Here is an 18,512-nt window from a genome sequence, read left to right on the forward strand (position 1 = left end):
GTGTGAGCAATATCACCGTCCTGCCCCGCACGTCCGTCGCGGGGCGACGCCGTACCGGCGGTCTTCGGGGTGGGCCGGGGTGGGTGATCAGTGAGTTAACCGGACGCTAACCGAGCCGCCGGGCATTGCTATCGCCTGCCCGGCCCGCGGCGTTACAGGTGTGCCGACTGGATCACTGACTGTTGGTATTTACGCATATTGATCACCTTTCTTACGATCAGGGCGCTTTGTCGGCAACTGGTCTTTGATGGGGGCTGAAATGCGTCTGACGAGGAGATCGTCGGCGGCACGAGAGCGAAGTCCGCGGAGAGCGCGCACGCGTCACGCGGTCCGCATATTGGGTGCGGCGGCGGCCGTGCTGGCACTGGAGGCAGGCGTCGGGGTGCCACAGGCCTCAGCCGCCACGGAGACGACGTCCTCGGGAGCGTTCACGGCGGCAGCGGTGGTCAACACGCCGCCCGCACAACCCGCGCTTGCGGATCTGACGATGTCGCCTGGTTCCGTGTGCCAGGCCGAGCCGGTCCGGGTCAACCGGCTGCCCCAGGTCACCGCGAAGTTGACCGACCCGGACGGCGATCGGGTGGGCGCCCAGTTCGCGGTCTCCTGGCCTGACGCCACGGGCAAGCTGGTGCGCCAGTGGTGGTCCACCGGTGGGGAGGACGTCCCGCCGCCCAGTGGGTGGTTCGAGAGCTCGGGGTCCCCGTTCACGGAGGCGCTGCCGGCGTCGATCCCCCAGGGAACGACCGTGGGCTGGGAGGTCCGTGCCTGGGACGGAGTCGCCTGGGGCCCGTGGAGCCCGGCCGGCACCTCCACGAGGTGCCGTTTCGCATGGAAGACGGCCGCGCTGAGCGACCCGAAGGTGACGAGCGCCGACTATCCGGGATCCACTGATTTGACCGGCTCGCTGCCGTTCACGACCGGGGTGGGCCGCGACGGCGCGTTCACCGTCGATTCGGACGACAGCGATGTCGTCGCGTACCAGTGGGGAATGGACACGGGCGTCACGGGCGCCCACGTGGTGACGACGAGACAGGGTGAGCCCCGGACCGTGCGACTGCTGCCCACGACGGAGGGCGGCCACTCGCTGGCGGTCAGGGCCTTCGACTCCTACGGCAACGGCAGTCGCCAGGTGACCTACCACTTCAACGTGCTCGCCGGTCAGCCGGAGCGGGCGTCGTGGACCCTCGACGAGGGCGCCGGCGCAGCCGAGGCGGGAGGCGCGGGCGGCTCCTATCCGCTCACCATCGGGGGCCATGCCGCGCTGGGCGCCGACGGGCATTCGGGCACGGCGCTGTCCCTGAGCGACGAGGACTCCTTCGCCGAGTCCCAGGGTGCGGTGCTGGACTTCTCCCAGGGCTTCACCGTCTCCGCGTGGGCGAAGGCGGACGACCTGAGCCGTTCCCGGACCGTGGTCTCACAGGCCGGGACGTACAACAGCGGCGTCGTCATGGGATACGACGCGTCCAGCGGCAAGTGGTCGCTCCGCCTTCCCGACGCGGACGACTCCGGCGCCTCGACGGCGGCCTCGGTCTCGGACGCGCCCGTCGTGCCGGGCCGGTGGACCCATCTCGTGGGGACGTACGACGCGAGGACGAAGACCGCGACGCTGTATGTCGACGGTGCGGCCGCGTCGGCCGCCTCGGTGACGGCGTTCAACGCCCGCGGGAACCTGGAGATCGGCCGGCGCTGGGACGCGGGCGTGTGGGCGGACCCGTGGTCCGGCGCGGTCGACGATCTGCGCGTGTGGGATCGGGTGGTCTCCGCCGCTCAGGTCGCGCGTCTCCACAGCACCGGCGCGGTCACCACGCGCCTGCCCGCCAAGGTGGTGTGGGGGCTGGACGACGCGACCGGGCGTTCAGAGGGCCAGAGCGTGACCTTCCACGGCGGAGCGCAGACCGGGCAACCGGGATACACCGGCAAGGCGGCGGCCTTCGACGGCGCAGACGGCTACGGAGACACCGCACGCGAAGTCGTCAACACCGCGCGGAGCTTCTCGGCCGGGGCGTGGGTGAAGCTGGGGGACACCGCCTCCGACCACGCGGCCTTGAGCCAGAGCGGCAGCGCCAGAGGCTCCTTCACGCTCGGGTACGACCACGAGAAGGGAGCGTGGGTCTTCCGGCTGCCGACGCGGGACGCGGAGGGAGCGGACTTCCAGGCCGCCTACTCACCGGCACCGGCCGTGGCCGGACAGTGGATCCACCTGCTGGGCGTGTACGACTCCGCGGCCGACCAGATCACGCTGTACGTCAACGGGCAGGCCGGGTCCCCGGTGGCGGCGCCTTCGGCCTGGCAGTCCGCGGGCGGACTCCAACTGGGCCGGGTCCTCGGCCAGGGCGGCTACCGGGACTACTGGAAGGGATCGCTTGACGACATCGAGGTCTTCGACCGGGTCGTGACCGGGCCGGAGGCCCAGAAGCTGGCCGCACCGAAGCCGCCGGCGGTCGCCGGCCGGTGGATGCTCAACTCGGCTCCGGACGGCGTGACCCCCGACTCGTCTCCGGCGAAGCTCGGCGCCACGTTGTCCGGCGGCGCTCGCATCGGCGCCGACTTCTACGCGGACTGGCTGGTGGGCGATTTCAACGGGATCAACGCCGACGGGCAGGAGGAGCCCGACGGGGGCCTGGTGCTGGACGGAGTCGACGGTTACGCCGCCACGGCGGCCTCTCCGCTGGACACCACACAGAGCTTCACGATCGCCGGCTGGGCGAGCATGCCCAACGGCATGCCGGACTGCCCGGAGGACAAGGCCCTCGCCGACTGCGACATGACGGTTCTGAGCCTCCAGGGGAACGGCGAGCATCCGTACAACAGCGCGTTCACCCTGCGCTGGCATGTGATGGGCCGTGGTGACGCGGAGAACCAGCCATGGGGGATCTGGCAGGTTGAGATGCCCGACAAGGACGCCCCCGGAGCCGTCCGTGCCGTCGCCTCCCATTCGTATAGGTTTGGCAGCTTCAGTCCGTGGACCCACCTTGCGGTGGTCTACGACGCCGGCCGCAAGCAACTGCGGTTGTACGTGGACGGTCAGTTGGAGAACAGCCAGCAGGCGGTCTCGACCGTGGACGGCGTCGAACCCTTCGCGGGAACGGGCGGTCTGCAGTTCGGGCGCAACTGGTCTGAGGGCGAGGCCGGGGAGTACTTCGCCGGGCCGATCGACGATGTGTGGGCCTACCAGGGTGTTCTGAGTGACGCCAAGATCCGGCTCCTCGCACTCAGCTTGGAGTTCCCGACCAGCACCGGTCCCTGACCGGGTGGCCGGGGCAGGACGGACGCCGTGCCTGCCCCGGCCCTGCTTCCGGTTCAAGGGTTCGGCACGCGTACGTCAAAGATTTGACATGCCCGCTACCTGGAAAAGTTCGCCAGAAGGTAGACAGAGGGGATAACGCAGGTCAACTAGTACGGCGTCGCATCGGGGGGATCATGGCGCGTGCTCTCGACGCGTGGGAGATCTTCCAATCCGGGGGAGAACCCACCGGTATCCAGGGGGAGATCGTCAGTTCGTGGCGGCGTTCCCAGGACAGCGGCGTACATCCCGAGCGGCTCGATGTCGGTTACATCGAGATCGACTCGGGTTCGGCGTTCGTGCGAACGGCGGCTCCCGTGCTGGAGAAGATCGGGGACACGCTCGTCGGCAGCGCGACCTGCCTGGTCTTGACCGACACCAACGGCAACCTGAACTGGCGGTGGGTCTCGGAGCGGTCCCTGGGCCGTGCGCTCGACCGGTACGAATTCGCGGAGGGGGCGCGTTACGGCGAGGCGCACGCCGGGACCAACGCGATCGGCGTGGCCCTGGAAAGCGGCCGCCCGGCGATGATCGTGGGCGGAGAGCACTACAAACAACCCCTGCACAGGTGGGCGTGCGCCGCGATGCCGATCGCCCACCCCATCACCGGACAGCCCCTCGGCACCGTCAACGTGACCTGCAGGGCGGACGACGCGAACCACCTTCTGCGGATGGCGGTGCGGCTCCTCGCCGACGAGATCACGTCGGCGCTGTACGCCGCCGCCACCGCCAAGCAGCGCCGCCTGCTCGACGTCTTCCTCAACTACCGTGCGACGACGACCAGTCCGGTGATCACGCTCTACGACCACATCATGATCGCCGACGAGACGGCGACGTCGCTGAATCTGGACCAGGGCCGCCTGTGGGCGACGGTCAGGGAGGCCGGGCCGACGGCACGCACGATCCGCCTCAGCGCAATGGTGACCGCCCGCATGTTCCCCGTGACGCCGGGAACCCTGGCAGACGGGGTGGTGCTCCTGCTGGCCGGGGTCGTGCCCGTCGGGCGGCAGGCCGCACTTCCCGCCTCCGCCGAGCCGCAGCCCGCCAGGCTCACGCCGATCGAACGGGCCGAGGCCCAGATCATCTCGAACGTCCTCGTCGAGTGCGCGGGCAACAAGTCCGCCGCCGCCGCCAAACTCGGCATCTCCCGGGGCACGCTCTATCAGAAGCTCCGGCGTTACCGGCTCAAATAGATCGGCTCAAACAGCTCGGCTTGCCGCACGAGAGGGGTTGTCCGCCGGTACGGCCACGCCGGCGTTCGCCGCCATGGCCGTACCGGCGGACTAGACAGCCTCCGCTGACCTGGTCACCTGGAAGGATCGTGTGCTCGCCGACGCGACCGGACCTGGTGGACAACAGGCGGCCACGATGACGAGGGAATCCTGTGGACCCCAGAGATCGGTCACCGGCTTCTGCCTCAGACGCTCCCACAACCTGACGGGTCGGTCGGGAGGGTCGGCAAGAGGAAGTCGTAGGACGAAGGACGCGCCGCCACCGGCGGCGTCCCCCACGCGGAGGGTGCCTTTGTGGGCTTGTGCGATGTCGCGGGCGATCGCCAGGCCGAGGCCGGTGCCGCCGCTTTCGCGGCTGCGTGCGGCGTCGAGCCGGCTGAACCGCCTGAAGATCCTTTCTCGATCCGGGGCGGCGACGCCCAGACCGTCGTCGATCACCTGGAGCTCGGCGCTGTCGCCGTCACGGCGGACCCGGATCTCGACCGTGGTCCTCGCGTGCCGGTGGGCGTTGTCGAGCAGGTTGGCGAGCAACCGGTCGAGCTGGCTCGGGACGGCCCGGACCAGCACTCCACGCTCGAGCCGGAGCCGGACCTCATGTCCGCTCGCCCGCCGGGAGACCTCCGCCCGCACCAGGTCGGCCAGGTCGACCTTCTCCTGTTCGGACGGCCGCGGACCGGCGGCCACGCGCGTGAGCAGGAGCAGGTCGGTCGTGATCGCCTCCAGCCTGTCGACGTCACGCAACAGGCCGGCGAGCAGGCCGGGAAGCTCGGTCTCGTCCTGGTGGAGCAGAGCCTCCTCCAACTGGAGCCGCAGGGCGGCCAGAGGAGTCCGCAGTTCATGTGAGACGTCCGCGGCGAACTGGAGCTGTTGAGCGAGGATCCACTCGGTGCGCTCGTCCCCAAGCTGATCGCAGTTGACCGGCGCCTGAGCGGCGAGATCGTCGAACTGCGTCGTCATGCTGGGTCCTCCTCCGTCGGCCACCAGGGCAGTCGCCCGTTGAGGGCGACTCGGCGTCGTCGACGCCGGCCGATCTCGCCGGTCCGGGGGTGTCGCCCCCGGTACTTGGAGATCCTGCGTCCTCGGGGAAGCGGGCCGCAACACATTGTTCAGGAATTGAACACGCCTCAACGAGCCTTGACGCGCAGGTCACGACCATGATCGCCCCGGTCGCCGGATTCGGCGGGCGCGTCGATCGCGTATTCCTTGTCGGGGGCGGTAATCGGGGCGCGCCGGGAGGGACTACTTGGTGTGAACGATCCTCATGAACGCTTCACCAACCTCTACGACCGGCACTACCGCAGCGTGCTCGGCTACGCGCTGCTGCGCGCCGAGCGCGAGACGGCGGAGGACGTGTCGAGCGAGACGTTCCTGGTCGCCTGGCGGCGCCTGGACGAGCTCCCCGATCAGCCGCTGCCGTGGCTGCTCGGGGTGGCGCGCAACCTGCTCGCCAAGCAGCGTGACGCACGGCGCCGCGGTCAGGCGCTGATCGACCGGATCACGGTGCTCACCACGGCCGCGGACCAGACGAGTTGGGACGTCGCCGAGCACGTGCTCGACCGGCAGAGCGCGCTCGCCGCGCTCGCCTCCCTCCGCGACAAGGACTTCGAGGCGATCACCCTCGCCACCTGGCACGGCCTGACTCCGGAGGAGGCGGCCGCCGTCATGGGCTGCTCGGCCCGCACCTACAACGTGCGCCTCCACCGCGCCCGCACCCGCCTGTCCAGGGCGATGCGGGTGGAGCCACGAGTCGCGCCGCCGTACCGGGCCGCCGCCCGCCCGTTCTTGGAGGAGATCTGATGCCGAACCCGCCCAGAAGCCCCCACCTGGAGCACGACATGACCGACCACCTCGTCACCCGGCTCAGGCCGGCGCAGCTGGACGACCTGGCCGACGACGCCTACGGGCGGCGCCGGTCCGCGGACCTCGCCCGCGCGTTCGAGACCCCCCGAACCCAACTGCCGACCCGAAGGATCACCTTGTCCCAGCGCCGACGTCCGCTCTTCCTGATCGCCGGCACCGCGGTCGCGGGGCTCGCCGCCGCCGCGATCATCGTCCCTGGAATGGTCTCCGGGGACACGGTCTCCGGAGACGGCCGGTCCACGACGCCCGTCGCCGCGGCTCCGAGTCCTTCGGCGACCCGGTTGGACGCCCACTCGGTCCTGTTGGCGGCCGCGGCGACCGCGGCGCGCGAGCCGGCCACGACCGGCCGCTACTGGTACACCCTCGAACGGGAGACCTCACGGGTCGACCGGATCGTGACCAAGCCGGGATCGGGGAAGAGCCCGAAGGTGAAGATGTTGCCCTTCACCGCCTCCGTCTCCACCTCGCAGGAGTCCTGGTTGGCGCGGAGCCCCAAGGACCGCAGCCGGACGATCACCGGCATCGATTTCAAGACGGCCTTCGACTCGCCGGCCGACGAGGCCAAGTGGAAGGAGATGGGCGCGCCCCCGCTCACCCTCCACACCGGCGGCTCGACCAAGCCCAGGGTCAACAACTACGACATGGCGCTCAACTTCATGATCGGCCAGCAGCAGCTGAGCATGGCCGAGCTCGCGAAGCTGCCCACCACCAAGGACGGCCTGGAGAAGGAGCTGAAGCGCAGGTATCAGGCCGACGTGAACGACCCGAAGTACCCCCTCAAGGGCAGTTTCCTGCAGTACGTCTGGTCGACGGCGCAGGACCTGCTGGCCGGGCCGGTCACACCGGGGACCCGGGCGGCTCTCTACCGCGTCCTCGCCGACCAGCCCGGCCTCACCGTGGCCGGAAAGGTGACGGACCCGTTCGGCCGTCCCGGCATCGCGATCGAGATGACCCTCAAGGGGAACTCCGAGAGGGAGTCATTCCGGCTGATCGTCGACCCGGACACCGGCCGGCTGCTGGCCTACCAGGCAGCCTTCGGTGAAGGGGAGAAGCCTCTCCTGACGATGGCCTACAAGTCGATGGGCTGGACCGACAGTCTCGGCGCACGCCCCTGATCCCGCCCCCGCTGTTGGGGGGTGACCCCCTCCGGCATGGCCACCCTCCGGCGCGACCACCCTCTGGCGTGATCATGCACAGACTCGGCCGCATGGGCGCTGACCAGCGCAGTCACGTTTCGTGATCATGCACGGTTTCGTGGATGTATGGCTCGACCTGGGGTTTCATGCTTCGTGATCATGCAGTGGTGGATTGCATGATCACGTAGTGTGTACGGCCAGCTCACTGCGGGTCTGCGCGAACCTGTGCATGATCACGGGGTGGAAGAGCCCAGGTCGTGTACCTGGTCGGCGAACCTGTGCATGATCACACCCAGGGGTGGGCCGGGGGGCTCCTGGCGTGCGGTCAGTCTGACCGGGTGTGGGCCGCGGTCCAGTTCAGGTGCCAGGTCACGCCGGCGTCGTAGGAGAAGCGCTGCTCCCATCGGGCGCTCTCGGTGCCGAGGACGTCCCAGTCCCACCTCACCCGTACCGCCTCGCCGTCGATGGTCTCGACCGCGAAGAACTCGCCGTGCGTTCCGCTGAACCTCCCCTCCATGGGGTTGTCGTCGAGGAGCCCCGGCTGCCGGGTGGAGATCCACCAGATCCGCCAGTTTCCGGTACGCGGGTCGAACAACCGCAGGGTCATCGCCTCGAGCGGATCACCGGAGGGCGGCATGGCCGGCGCGGTGAAGGGTTCGACGTTGCCCAGACCGCCGAGAACGGGCTCGCAGCGCACGGTCGAGTCGAACTCGACCCAGGTCGTGCAGTCGCGGTCGAGCACGTCGGCCAGTTTGCGGTTTCGCGTTGTCCAGCGCCCGTGGAAGAAGTCGAAGTCATGGCGGCCGTCTGGATTCATCTCCGTCATGCCGCGAACGCTAGGCCGGGTTCACTGACACCCTGCGTCAGTGAATCCGGCCTGTTCCATCCCGCCACCCGGCGTCGTTGAATGGATGACATGAGAGCGGGCGGGGACGTGGCCGACCGGGCGCGGCTGACCCCACCGGAGGCGCGGGCGCTCTTCCGGGCGGGGCTTGTCACACCCACCTCCGGCTGGGCGGCGGGCTGGACCCAGGCCAACCTGATCGCGTTGCCGAGGGACCGGGCGTACGACTTCCTGGTGTTCGCCCAGCGCAACCCGCGGTCATGCCCGGTGCTGGACGTCACCGAGCCGGGCGAGACCGCAGCGTCGATCTTCGCCGGCGACCTGCGCACCGACCTGCCCGCCTACCGCGTCTACCGGAACGGTGAGCAGGTCGCCGAGGTCGCGGACGTGAGCTCCCACTGGCGTGACGACCTGGTCTGCTTCCTCATCGGCTGCAGCTTCACCTTCGAGGCGGCCCTGCTGGAGGCGGGTGTGCCGGTCCGCCACATCGAGGCGGGCACGAACGTGCCCATGTATCTGACCGACCGCCCGTGCCGGCCGGCGGGCGAGCTGGCCGGCCCCCTCGTGGTGTCGATGCGTCCGGTCCCCGCCGAACTGGTGTCGGCCGCGGTCCGGATCACCTCGCGTTACCCGGCCGTCCACGGCGCCCCGGTGCATGTGGGCGATCCCGCCGTGCTGGGCATCGCGGACCTCGACCGCCCTGACTTCGGCGACGCGGTGGAGGTACGCGCCGGCGAGTTGCCGGTCTTCTGGGCCTGCGGGGTGACTCCCCAGGCCGCGGTGATGCGGTCGCGGCCTCCGTTCGCCATCGGCCACGCGCCCGGCCACATGGCGATCACCGACGCCCGCGACAGCGCGTACGCGGTGCCCTGACCGGCCCCCCTACCGGGCCATGTCGGACCGCACCGCGATCAGGCCGTGGCTGCTGCGGGAACGGCACCGGGGACGGCCGTGCGACGGGAGATCCTCGGGGCGATGGCTCCGATCCCGAGGGCGGCACCGATGCCCGCGACGGCGCTGAACCACCAGACCACGGCGGGGCCGGCGGCGGCGTAGACGGTGGTGCCCACGGACAGGGTGATGAATCGGGCGATGCCCCACGTCCACTGGAAGCTGCCCTGATAGCGGCCGCGAGCGTCGGCCGGGGCGAGGCTCGCGACGATCGAGCCGGGGATGCCGCCGACCATCGCCTCGCCGATCGACCAGAGGACGACCGTCCCGCCGTACGACCAGGTGTCGTGCGCCACTCCGGTCAGAGCGATGCCGGTCGCGGCGAGCACACTGGCACTCACATAAACCGGGACCTGCCGGAACCGGGCCAGGACGTTCGTGGCGATCGGTTGCAGCACCACCACCAGGGCGGCGTTGAGCGTGGCCATCAGGCCGAGGGTGGTGGCGGGCAGGCCGTGGTCACGGATCGCCAGCGGCAGGCAGACCTCGGTGAGCGAGTAGATCGCCAGCCCGACGCCGAACAGCGGAAGCAACGCCCGCATCAGCGGATCCCGGAACACCACTCCGTAACCCGTCCCGCCTCCGGAATCGGTGGTCCGCACGGCGACGGCGTTTCCGCCGGGCAGCAGCACGACGATGATGAGCGCGAACGCCAGCGAGCTCGCCGCGTCCAGCGTGAACAGCAGCCAGTAGCCGTGCGTCGCCAGGAATCCGCCGAGCATTCCGGCCACGGCGGTGCCGATGTTGATCGCCCAATGGAGCAACGAGAAGGCGGTGCGCCGCCGCTCGGCAGGCACCGTGTCGGCGAGCAGGGCGCCGGCGGCCGGGCTGACCATCGAGCCCGCCGCGCTGAGAAGCGCGGCCGCGAGTGCCAGCGTGACCACGTTCGGCGCGGCGAACAGCAGGCCCTGCGCGAGAGCCGTTCCGATCAGTCCGGTCAGCATCGTGGGACGCCGGCCCACCCGGTCGGCGAGCAGGCCGCCGACCACCGGGCCGATCAGGTTGCCCGCGCCCAGCGCACCCAGCACGTACGGGGTCTGCGTGGTGGGGATGCCACGCGATCCGAGGTAGAAGACGAGGAAGGGGGTGACCACGTAACCGAGCCGGTTCACCACGGTGCCGGCGAAGACGACCCAGGCGGTACGGGGCAGTCCGCTGAAGGTGGAGAGCATGTCGGAGATCCTGCGACCGCCGTACACTCATGACCATTGATTAAGTCCAGATCGAATCTTGGAGCGCCCGTGCTGTCCGAACTGGCCTTCTCAGCCGACGATCTGGCCCTGACCCGGTTCGCGGTCTCGCCGATGTGGGAGGTCGTCACCAGCTTCCGGCTGCTCGCGATGGGAACCGCGCATCCCGTGCACCGCGCCTGGATCGATCAGGTACGGCCGCGCGTGGCCGCCGCCAAGTTGGACTCGGGCTGTTTGGCCGAACTGATCCCGGCCAGTCGTTATCTCCCCGACTTCCTCACCCCGCCGCCCGACGAGCCGGCTCCCACCCTCGACGCCGAACTCGCCGCCATCCGCGCCACTCCGGCCGATCAGGTGCTGGCCGACCTCGACCTCCTCGGCGGCGCCGGTCCCCACGGCAAGGCTCTTCGCGCCGACCCGGAAGCCCGGCTGCGCCGCCTCACGGAGGAGATCGAGGTCTACTGGGAGGTGGCGCTCGCTCCCTACTGGGCGAGGATCCGCGTGGTGCTCGACGCGGACGTCTTCCACCGTGCCCGGCAGGTCGCCGAGCGCGGCGCGGGCCACCTGTTCAACGACCTGCACTCCACGGTGAGCTGGGACGACAACACCCTCCGGTTGGTCCGCAGGCATTGCGGCATCCGCCGCGAGACGACCGGGTCGGGGTTGCTGCTGGTCCCCTCCGTCTTCGCCGACGGCATGCTCACCTGGTCGCGCCCGCCGGAGCCGCCCCAGCTCGCCTATCCCGCGCGCGGAATCGGCACGTTGTGGGAGAGCCGCCCGGTCGCGCACCTCGAGGCGATCGCGCGTGTCCTCGGCCGATCCCGATCCGTCATCCTGGCCGAGTTGGAGGCCCCGGCCTCCACGACCGATCTCGCCCGCCGCACCGGCATCTCCGCGGCGGGGGTCTCCCAGCACCTGACCGCCCTGCGGGACGCCGGCATGGTCAGCGCCCACCGTGCGGGCCACTCGGTCCTCTACGCCCGCACGACCATCGCGGAATCCCTCCTCGCCGTGACGGGCTGAATCGCTCGAGGCCGTCAGCGGGCGGCGCGGACGGCCGTGACGACGGCGGCGACGGCGCCGAGCGAGAGGGCGACGGCGAAGCCGATCATCGTGGCCTCGAGGGCCGCGCTCTGGATGACGAGGCTGAACGCGATCGACGGCAGGCCCATGCCGAGGTAGGCGACGACGCCGGGTGGCGGCGCGGCTCAGGTCCGCCAGGGCATGTGCTGGAGGGTCCAGGTGTTGCCGTCCGGGTCGGCGAAGGCGGCGTAGAAGACACCGCCCAGATCCTCGACCGGCCCCACGTCGGCGCCGCGCTCGATGAACGTCGCCCGGGCCTGCTCGATGTCGCTCACCACCAGGTGCAGGCCGCGCAGCGTCCCGACGGGCATGTCGAGAGACGGTACGCCCTCGCTCAGGACGATCGAGCAGGCCGAGCCCGGCGGAGTGAACTGGACGATCCGCACCCCGTCCGCCGGTCGCACGTCCACGTCCGGGTGGAAACCGAGAGCCGCATAGAAGGCCTTGGCCCGGTCGATGTCCTCGACGGGCACCGGGACGAGTTCGAGCAGGAACATCCCGGGACGTACGGGCGGCATGTCGGGGTCGGCCGGGATGTCGGCGACATCGGCCGGAATCTCGGTCTGCGTGCGCCGCAGGTCGCCGGGCTGGGAGTCGGTCATTCGAGATCGCCTTTCGGGGTCGTTTCGCTGAGCACCTCGGCGAGCCGGTCGTAGGCCTCGCCCGCGCCGCGTTTCATGGGGGTACGGAGCACGCTGTCGCGGATCTCCCGCGAGGAGTAGCGCACGGTGGTGTTCATCGTGGTCCTGCCGTGCGACTCGTCGAAGACGGTGGTGACGAGCGCCTCGCCCGCTTCCCAGCCGGTGTGCAGTTCGGTCTGAACCAGCCGGTATGGCGGTTCGACCTCGTGGTACACGCCGCTGAGGCCCATCTCGGCGCCGTCCGGACCGCGAGACACGAAGCGCCACGTGCCGCCGGGACGCAGGTCGATCTCGCAGACGACGAGATGCCAGCCACGCGCCCCGTGCCACCGCCGGAGCAGTTCCGGCCGGGTGAACGCGTCGAACACGAGCGGACGGGACGCGTCGAACGTCCTGGTCAGAACCAGTTCGGTGTCGGACGGTGTCGTCACAGACAGGCCCTCGCCGGGCGCCGGCCGTGACATCACAGGGCCTCCCGTTCTCCGGTGCCGGACTTGTCGGCCTCGAGTTCGCCCAGCAGGTCGTCGAGTCGCTGATAACTCTCCTCCCAGTAGGAGCGGTAGTCCGCCAGCCAGTCCATCGCGGTCTTGAGCCGGGTGGCCTCCAGCCGGCACGGTCTCCGCTGCGCGTCGCGACCTCGGGAGATCAAGCCCGCGCGCTCCAGCACCCGCAGGTGCTTGGAAACGCCCGGCTGGCTCATCGCGAACGGGGCGGCCAACTCCATCACCGTGGCCTCGCCTTCCGCCAGCCGGGCCAGGATCGCCCGCCTGGTGGGATCGGCCAATGCGGCGAACGTCGCGTCGAGAATGTCGGAGGCCACGCTGATTACCTTCCAGTTCTATAACTAGATGGTTTTATACGTGTGCGCTTCAGTCCATGTCAAGGCCCGTGCCCCCCCCGCGCCTGCGTCGACCGGGGATGAAGGGAAGCAACCGGCGGGTCGGTCGGCCGGTTCCGGCGGGTGCGGACCGGGCGGGGGGCGGCCCACACACCGCCGGCCCCCGCCTATTCCTTGGGCGGTGCGTCGTCGGACCAGGCGGCGCTGATGACGACGGTGTAGCTCATGAGCTTGTCCCTGCCTCCCAGGCTCCAGGACTCCTCGGCGAGGGCGTGCCCGGTGCGCGGATCGATGATCAGCCGGATCTGGCCGAGCGCGCCCGAGTCGCCGCGCCGGGTGTAGGCAACGGCCACCCCTTTACGGCCGTGCTGGTCGGTGACAGTGCCCAGGCTGGTGATGCCCTTCAGGCCGGCGATCAGCTTGTAAGCCGCCGCACGCACCTCCGGAGTCACCGGCAGATCGAGCACGAGCGCGTTGGCGCTCCAGAACAGGTACGCGTTCTCGCTCTCGAGACTGCCCGTGCCGGCGTGCTTTCTGAGCAGATAGGCCTTCAGAGCCGACGGATCGGCCGGCAGCGCGGACAACTCCGCCGAGGTGATCGGCTGTCCGCCGAGGAGGTGAATATCCTTGCCGGACAGACCATCTGGCGTCCTGAGCCGGCGAGGCCCCCCCTTTGCGCTGATGATGACGGGTTTCATGCCCTTGGGTGCGGGCTCGGTCCACCGGGCGGGGGAGCCGTCCCGCTTCCACGCCTGCTCGTCCGCGGCGGTGGCCGGTGCGGCGCCCATGCTCTGGAAGAAGACCCAGCTCCTGTCCTTCGGGCCGGACGCCAGCCATTTCTCGTCGATCATCCTGATGACGACGTCGTACGGCCTGGCCTTGGGACCGACCTGCCGGGTCTCGCCGTTCTCGATCCTGGTGACCCAGTACCGCCCGCCTGCGGCCTCGTCGGCGGCGACCTGCTCGGCGGCGACCAGGAGCAGCCCCCGTGCCGTGACGGGCGTGTCCGCGGGTGTGTCCACGGGCGCGGGCCGCTGGGTGAGGGTGGGCTGAGGCGTGGGGGTGGCGGGGCTCTGGGCGACCATCACCGTGACCATCACCATGACCGCCGCCGCGGCCGCCACAGCGGGGACGAGCCCGGCGGCGAGAACCAGCCTGCGCCTGCTCGCCCGGCCGCCGGTCTCCTGCGGGAAGGCGGTGACGGCGGCCAGGTCGATCGGGCGCGGGCCTCGATCGAGCTGGGCGGGCCGGGCCTCTGACAGCACCCGCAGCACGTCGCGATGCCTGCTCATCGGCTGAACTCCTTGAGGTCGAATGTGGTCGGTGCGTCTTCCATGGCGGCTTCGAGCCGCTTCCTGGCGCGGTGCAGGCGGACGAAGAACGTCGCCACCGAGCAGCCGACGACGTGCGCCGCCTCCCGGTTGGACAGGCCCTGCCATGCCATGAGCGTCAGCAGTTCGCGGTCGCCGTCGCTCAACCGGGCCAGGGCGGCCAGGACGGCGGCCCGCTCGGTCACCCCGTCGGCCACGTCCGCGTCCGCCTCCTCCACCCAGGCACGCAACTCGGCGGCCAGCGAGGCCTGCCGTACCTCGTCCCGGTATCGCCCGTGCATCACGTTGCGGGCCGTCACCAACAGCCACGGCAACGGCGTCTCGGGGACCATGGACAGGCGCCGCCATGCGACGAGGAAGGTTTCGCCGACCACGTCGTCGGCGAGCTGCCGGCCCGCCCGGCTCACCGCGTACGCGTATACCTGCTCGTGGCAGGCCGCGTACATCTCGGTGAACCGGGCGCCCGCATCTGGTTCCTTCACTGGTCCTGCTCCTTCGTCGGGGAAGGTGTCACCGGGTAATGCGCAGGGAGCCTCCGTTCTTACCTCCGGCGCGGGATCCGGCGCCATACGGCAGGCGCCGCCGCCGGCGCGACGCCTGCCGGGCCGGGGCGTGACGACGAAGGGCGCCCAGGCCCGTCTCCGGACCTGGACGCCCCTCGCGTGTCACCGGCTTCACATGGCGCGGACCTGGGCGATCAGCGCCTGCGCGTCGCGGACGAGCGCGTCACGCACCGCCCTGTCGGTCACGTGGAACGGAATGCGGACGGAGTCGGCGAACCGCTCCAGCGCCTTCACGGCGTTCTTCGTCTTGCCCTTGCGCGCGTCCTTGTCGGCCTGGTCGAGCTGGGCGCGCAGGACGATCGAGCCCAGGATCGTCACCGACCCCGCCTCCCTGAAGTCGCCGAGGAGCGTGCGCACGTCCGCGAAGGAGGTCGTGACCTGGAAGGCGACGGTCTTCGTCGTCGTCCGGCCCGCCTTGTCCTTCGTCGTGACGGACAGGCTGTGCTCGCCGAGCGTCAGCCGCCACAGGGCGACCGGCCGTCCCGTGACGACCTGCCCGCCGTCGATCGTCGCGGTCACCGTGTCCACGCCCGACGTGGCGTCCGCCGCCGAGAAGACCGGCGTGACGGAGGCGGAGTCTCCGTACGCCTTGGCCTCCACGCCGCTGACGTCCAGGGTGGGCGCGGTCTTGTCGATCCGGACCGTGAGCGATCCGACCGGCGAGACGTTGCCGCCCGTGTCGGTCGCCCGGTACCGCACCTCGTGCACGCCCTCGGCGCTCAGCGTCACCGGGTTGCTGGCGTTCGACCAGGTGGCGCCGTTGTTGAGGGAGTACTGCCGGCTCGCCACCGCCACGTTGTCGGTCGCGGAGACGGTCAGCGTGACGTCGCCGGTGTACCAGCCGTTTGCGCCGTTCGGCTGGGCCGGGTTCGGTGTCGCCGTCACGGCCGGCGGCGTCGTGTCCGCGGTGCCGTCCCCCTGGAAGACGAACTCGTCGAGGTCCACGCCGCCTGTCGAGGTGACGTAGAGCCTGCCGCTGCCGGTCGGAGCGCCCGCGAGCGCGGTGTCAACCGTCTGCCAGCCGTCCCCGGCGGGCACCGTGACGGTGGCGAACGGCTCGGCGGACGGCGAGTTCCACCGCAGGGACAACGTGCCTGCGCCGGAGGCCCGGGTCGTCACGCCGGTGATGCCCGCGAAGTTCACCGGGTCGTAGGCGATCCAGTCACCGGGGTCGAACGAGGTGATCTTGGCCAGGGCGGACGCGGTCTCGTCCTCGACCTCGGTGACCCCGCTGCTCGCGTCCGCGTGCTCGGCCTGCAACTGCTTCGGGTTGAGGATGAGCGTCGCGTCGCCGAGCGCACCCGGGATGCCGGCGTGGCCGTTGTCCCGGTAGCTCACGACGACGACGCCGAAGATGTTCTCGGTCTCACCGTGCTGGGGGGCGTCGGCGGGCGTCGCCCACCCCCCGCTGCACCCGGTTCCGGTCGTCAGCGGGTGGGCGTGGACGTCGTGGCCGAGTCCGAAGGTCCACTGCACCCGGCTGCAGACCGGGGTGTCGCCGTCCTCCGCGTCGGAAACCGCGATCCGGAACGGCACCACGTCTCCCCAGTCGATGAAACCGCCGTTTCCTGGAGTCTGGATGGTCACCTCGGGGGCGGTGTTGCCCACGGTGATCTCCGTCGTGGTGAGCCCGAACTTGCCCTGGGCGTCGGTCACGCGCAGCCGGGCGACGTACTGGCCCAACTCGGCGTAGGTGTGGGAGGCCGTCACGCCCGTCGCGTCGAAGGTTCCGTTCCCGTCGAAGTCCCACTCGTACGTCAACGTCCCCGGCTCGGCGTCCGTCGACGACTCCGCGCTGAACGCGACGGTGAGCGGCGCGTCGCTGCTCGACCTGCGGTCAGCCGTGATCTTCGCCTGAGGGGTCTTGTTCCCCGGCGTGTAGTCGATGCGGTAGAGGCCCGCGTCGGGGTTGGCGCGGAAGAAGCCGTCGCCGTAGTCGAGGACGTACAACGAGCCGTCGGGGCCGAACTCGATGTCCATCGGGCTGTCGGTGATGGGCATCGCCATCGAGGTGAGCGCGCTGTTGGGCAGGAACTGCTCGATCGCGGTGACCGGCCCGTCCGCTCCCGAGACCGTGAACGCCGCCAGGTAGTCCTGGGAGAACTCGGCGAAGAACGCCTTCTTGTCCCAGTACTCGGGGAACTTCGTCGGCGACGGGTTGGACGCGTCGTAGTGGTAGACGGGGCCGCCCATCGGCCCCTGGCCGCCCTGCGGGTCGAAGTCGGTCAGCCCCGCCCAGGCCGCGGGCTGGTGGGTGTTGTTGTCGCCGTAGTAGAGGTCAGCCGGCGTCGCGGCGGGCAGTTTGTCCAGCCCGGTGTTCCACCGTGACGTGTTGACCGGACCGCCCGCGCAGTCGAACCACTCGCGCGGCGTCGCGGTCTGGAAGTTCCAGTTGTTGTAGTTGAAGTCGTCGCCCGTGCAGTACGGCCAGCCGCTGTTCATCGGCGTGCCGATGGGGGTGACGTTCCACTCCACGTATCCGAGCGGGCCGCGGTTGGGGTCGGGCGCACCGGCGTCGGGGCCGTAGTCCGCCCACGAGACCGTCCCGGTCGCCGGGTCGACGTCCATGCGGAACGGGTTCCGCACTCCCGTCACGAAGATCTCCGGACGGGTCCTGGCCGTTCCCGGGGCGAACAGGTTGCCCTCGGGAATCGTGTAGGAGCCGTCCTCCTCGACGTGGATCCGGAGGATCTTGCCCCTCAGGTCGTTGCTGTTGCCCGAGCCGCGGCGCGAGTCGAACCCGGGGTTCATCCCGGGGGCGTCGTTGTTGGGTGCGAAGCCGTTGGCGCCGGGCGTGCTGGCGGGGGTGTTGTCGCCGGTCGCGAGGTAGAGGTTGCCGTCGGCGTCCCAGTCCATGTCGCCGGCGACGTGGCAGCACTGGCCGCGCTGCGTCTCCACCTTGATGACGACCTGCTCGGTGGACAGGTCGAGCGCGTCGCCCGTCCACTTGAACCGGGACAGCTGGTTGTAGCCCTTCCACTGGTTCCAGTACGACTCGTCCGCGCCGGCGGGCACCGAGTTGGGCGCCGACCCCGTCGGCGTCGTCTCCGGGTACGGCGCCGACATCGTCTTCGGCGCGTAGTAGACGTAGACCCACTTGTTCTCGGCGAAGTCGGGGTCGATCGCGATCGTCTGGAGGCCGTCCTCCGAGTTGTTGTACACGGGGACGGTATTGATGATCTTGGTGATGCCGGTCGCCGGATCGGTCAGCCGGATGTCGCCGTTGCGCGCGGTGTGGAGAACCCGTTCGTCGGGAAGCACGGCGAGGTCGATCGGCTCCCCGACGTTCTTGGTCAACGTGATCTTCTCGTAGTCGGTCCACTCGGTGGCGGGGTCGTGTCCCGGATGGGCGAAGGCGGGGGTGGCTCCGGGCAGAGCGAGGGGGAGCGCCAAGGCCGTCAGAAGGACGGCGGCCGTCATGCGAGTACGCTGCACTTGCTGCACCTCTTGTTCCGCGAGGGGTGACAGGAGAGGCGGACCGCCACGCGTACCGGTGCAACGGTTCGAGAACGTGGCGGTCCGCCGGAATGTTCGGGGCTTACTCAGCCGCTCGGGTGCCG

Annotated in this window: 16 protein-coding genes; 6 read left to right on the forward strand and 10 right to left on the reverse strand. The window is 70.1% G+C overall.

The genetic code is table 11. The annotated features are described in order from the left end of the window. Positions 1 to 355: 355 nt before the first annotated feature. Both Pka01_RS22090 and Pka01_RS22095 read left to right on the forward strand, forming a co-directional pair. The gene (locus Pka01_RS22090) at positions 356 to 3,247 is read left to right on the forward strand and encodes a LamG domain-containing protein (RefSeq protein ID WP_203884732.1); all 2,892 of its coding nucleotides are present in this window, start codon (positions 356 to 358) and stop codon (positions 3,245 to 3,247) included. 173 nt (positions 3,248 to 3,420) lie between these two features. Next, the gene (locus Pka01_RS22095) at positions 3,421 to 4,476 is read left to right on the forward strand and encodes a helix-turn-helix domain-containing protein (RefSeq protein ID WP_203884733.1); all 1,056 of its coding nucleotides are present in this window, start codon (positions 3,421 to 3,423) and stop codon (positions 4,474 to 4,476) included. Between the two features lie 90 nt (positions 4,477 to 4,566). On the opposite strand, the gene Pka01_RS22100 is transcribed toward Pka01_RS22095, so the two are convergent. Beyond that, positions 4,567 to 5,472, reverse strand: a complete 906-nt coding sequence (locus Pka01_RS22100) for a sensor histidine kinase (protein WP_203884734.1) — start codon at positions 5,470 to 5,472, stop codon at positions 4,567 to 4,569. Positions 5,473 to 5,763: 291 nt separating this feature from the next. Here Pka01_RS22100 and Pka01_RS22105 point away from each other — a divergent pair, with 291 nt between their 5' ends. Beyond that, positions 5,764 to 6,312 (forward strand): RNA polymerase sigma factor, encoded by a 549-nt coding sequence (locus Pka01_RS22105; protein ID WP_203884735.1) that lies wholly within the window; start codon positions 5,764 to 5,766, stop codon positions 6,310 to 6,312. Further along, positions 6,312 to 7,490: a CU044_5270 family protein gene (locus Pka01_RS22110; protein WP_203884736.1), complete on the forward strand. Its 1,179-nt coding sequence runs from the start codon at positions 6,312 to 6,314 to the stop codon at positions 7,488 to 7,490. Before Pka01_RS22105 ends, Pka01_RS22110 begins: the two co-directional genes overlap by 1 nt. A 346-nt stretch (positions 7,491 to 7,836) precedes the next feature. On the opposite strand, the gene Pka01_RS22115 is transcribed toward Pka01_RS22110, so the two are convergent. Continuing rightward, positions 7,837 to 8,337 (reverse strand): hypothetical protein, encoded by a 501-nt coding sequence (locus Pka01_RS22115; protein WP_203884737.1) that lies wholly within the window; start codon positions 8,335 to 8,337, stop codon positions 7,837 to 7,839. A 90-nt stretch (positions 8,338 to 8,427) separates the two neighbouring features. On the opposite strand from Pka01_RS22115, the gene Pka01_RS22120 reads away from it, so the two are divergent. Next, the gene (locus Pka01_RS22120) at positions 8,428 to 9,228 is read left to right on the forward strand and encodes a putative hydro-lyase (protein ID WP_203884738.1); all 801 of its coding nucleotides are present in this window, start codon (positions 8,428 to 8,430) and stop codon (positions 9,226 to 9,228) included. 38 nt (positions 9,229 to 9,266) lie between these two features. Here the strand turns inward: Pka01_RS22120 and Pka01_RS22125 are convergent, their stop codons facing one another. Beyond that, on the reverse strand, positions 9,267 to 10,478 hold the full coding sequence (locus Pka01_RS22125) for an MFS transporter (protein WP_203884739.1): 1,212 nt from the start codon (positions 10,476 to 10,478) through the stop codon (positions 9,267 to 9,269). Positions 10,479 to 10,547: 69 nt separating this feature from the next. Between Pka01_RS22125 and Pka01_RS22130 the strand changes: the two genes are divergently transcribed. Continuing rightward, positions 10,548 to 11,519 (forward strand): ArsR/SmtB family transcription factor, encoded by a 972-nt coding sequence (locus Pka01_RS22130; RefSeq protein WP_203884740.1) that lies wholly within the window; start codon positions 10,548 to 10,550, stop codon positions 11,517 to 11,519. Positions 11,520 to 11,533: 14 nt separating this feature from the next. Here the strand turns inward: Pka01_RS22130 and Pka01_RS41300 are convergent, their stop codons facing one another. The 7 genes from Pka01_RS41300 to Pka01_RS22160 form a co-directional block, all read right to left on the reverse strand. After that, positions 11,534 to 11,668, reverse strand: a complete 135-nt coding sequence (locus Pka01_RS41300) for a hypothetical protein (RefSeq protein ID WP_275414491.1) — start codon at positions 11,666 to 11,668, stop codon at positions 11,534 to 11,536. Positions 11,669 to 11,704: 36 nt separating this feature from the next. Next, entirely contained in the window at positions 11,705 to 12,181 is a 477-nt protein-coding gene (locus tag Pka01_RS22135) for a VOC family protein (RefSeq protein WP_239115191.1), read from the reverse strand. Next, positions 12,178 to 12,684, reverse strand: a complete 507-nt coding sequence (locus Pka01_RS22140) for an SRPBCC family protein (RefSeq protein WP_203884741.1) — start codon at positions 12,682 to 12,684, stop codon at positions 12,178 to 12,180. Before Pka01_RS22140 ends, Pka01_RS22135 begins: the two co-directional genes overlap by 4 nt. Further along, positions 12,684 to 13,040: an ArsR/SmtB family transcription factor gene (locus Pka01_RS22145; RefSeq protein WP_203884742.1), complete on the reverse strand. Its 357-nt coding sequence runs from the start codon at positions 13,038 to 13,040 to the stop codon at positions 12,684 to 12,686. Before Pka01_RS22145 ends, Pka01_RS22140 begins: the two co-directional genes overlap by 1 nt. A 185-nt stretch (positions 13,041 to 13,225) precedes the next feature. Further along, the gene (locus Pka01_RS22150; protein WP_203884743.1) at positions 13,226 to 14,350 is read right to left on the reverse strand and encodes a CU044_5270 family protein; all 1,125 of its coding nucleotides are present in this window, start codon (positions 14,348 to 14,350) and stop codon (positions 13,226 to 13,228) included. Further along, a complete protein-coding gene (locus Pka01_RS22155; protein ID WP_239115192.1) occupies positions 14,347 to 14,871 on the reverse strand; it encodes an RNA polymerase sigma factor in 525 nt (174 codons plus the stop codon). The genes Pka01_RS22150 and Pka01_RS22155 overlap by 4 nt, the downstream gene beginning before the upstream one ends. Positions 14,872 to 15,063: 192 nt before the next feature. Beyond that, positions 15,064 to 18,372: a PQQ-dependent sugar dehydrogenase gene (locus tag Pka01_RS22160; protein WP_203884744.1), complete on the reverse strand. Its 3,309-nt coding sequence runs from the start codon at positions 18,370 to 18,372 to the stop codon at positions 15,064 to 15,066. Positions 18,373 to 18,512: the final 140 nt, after the last annotated feature.

Source organism: Planotetraspora kaengkrachanensis, from assembly GCF_016862895.1.
Classification (GTDB): domain Bacteria; phylum Actinomycetota; class Actinomycetes; order Streptosporangiales; family Streptosporangiaceae; genus Planotetraspora; species Planotetraspora kaengkrachanensis.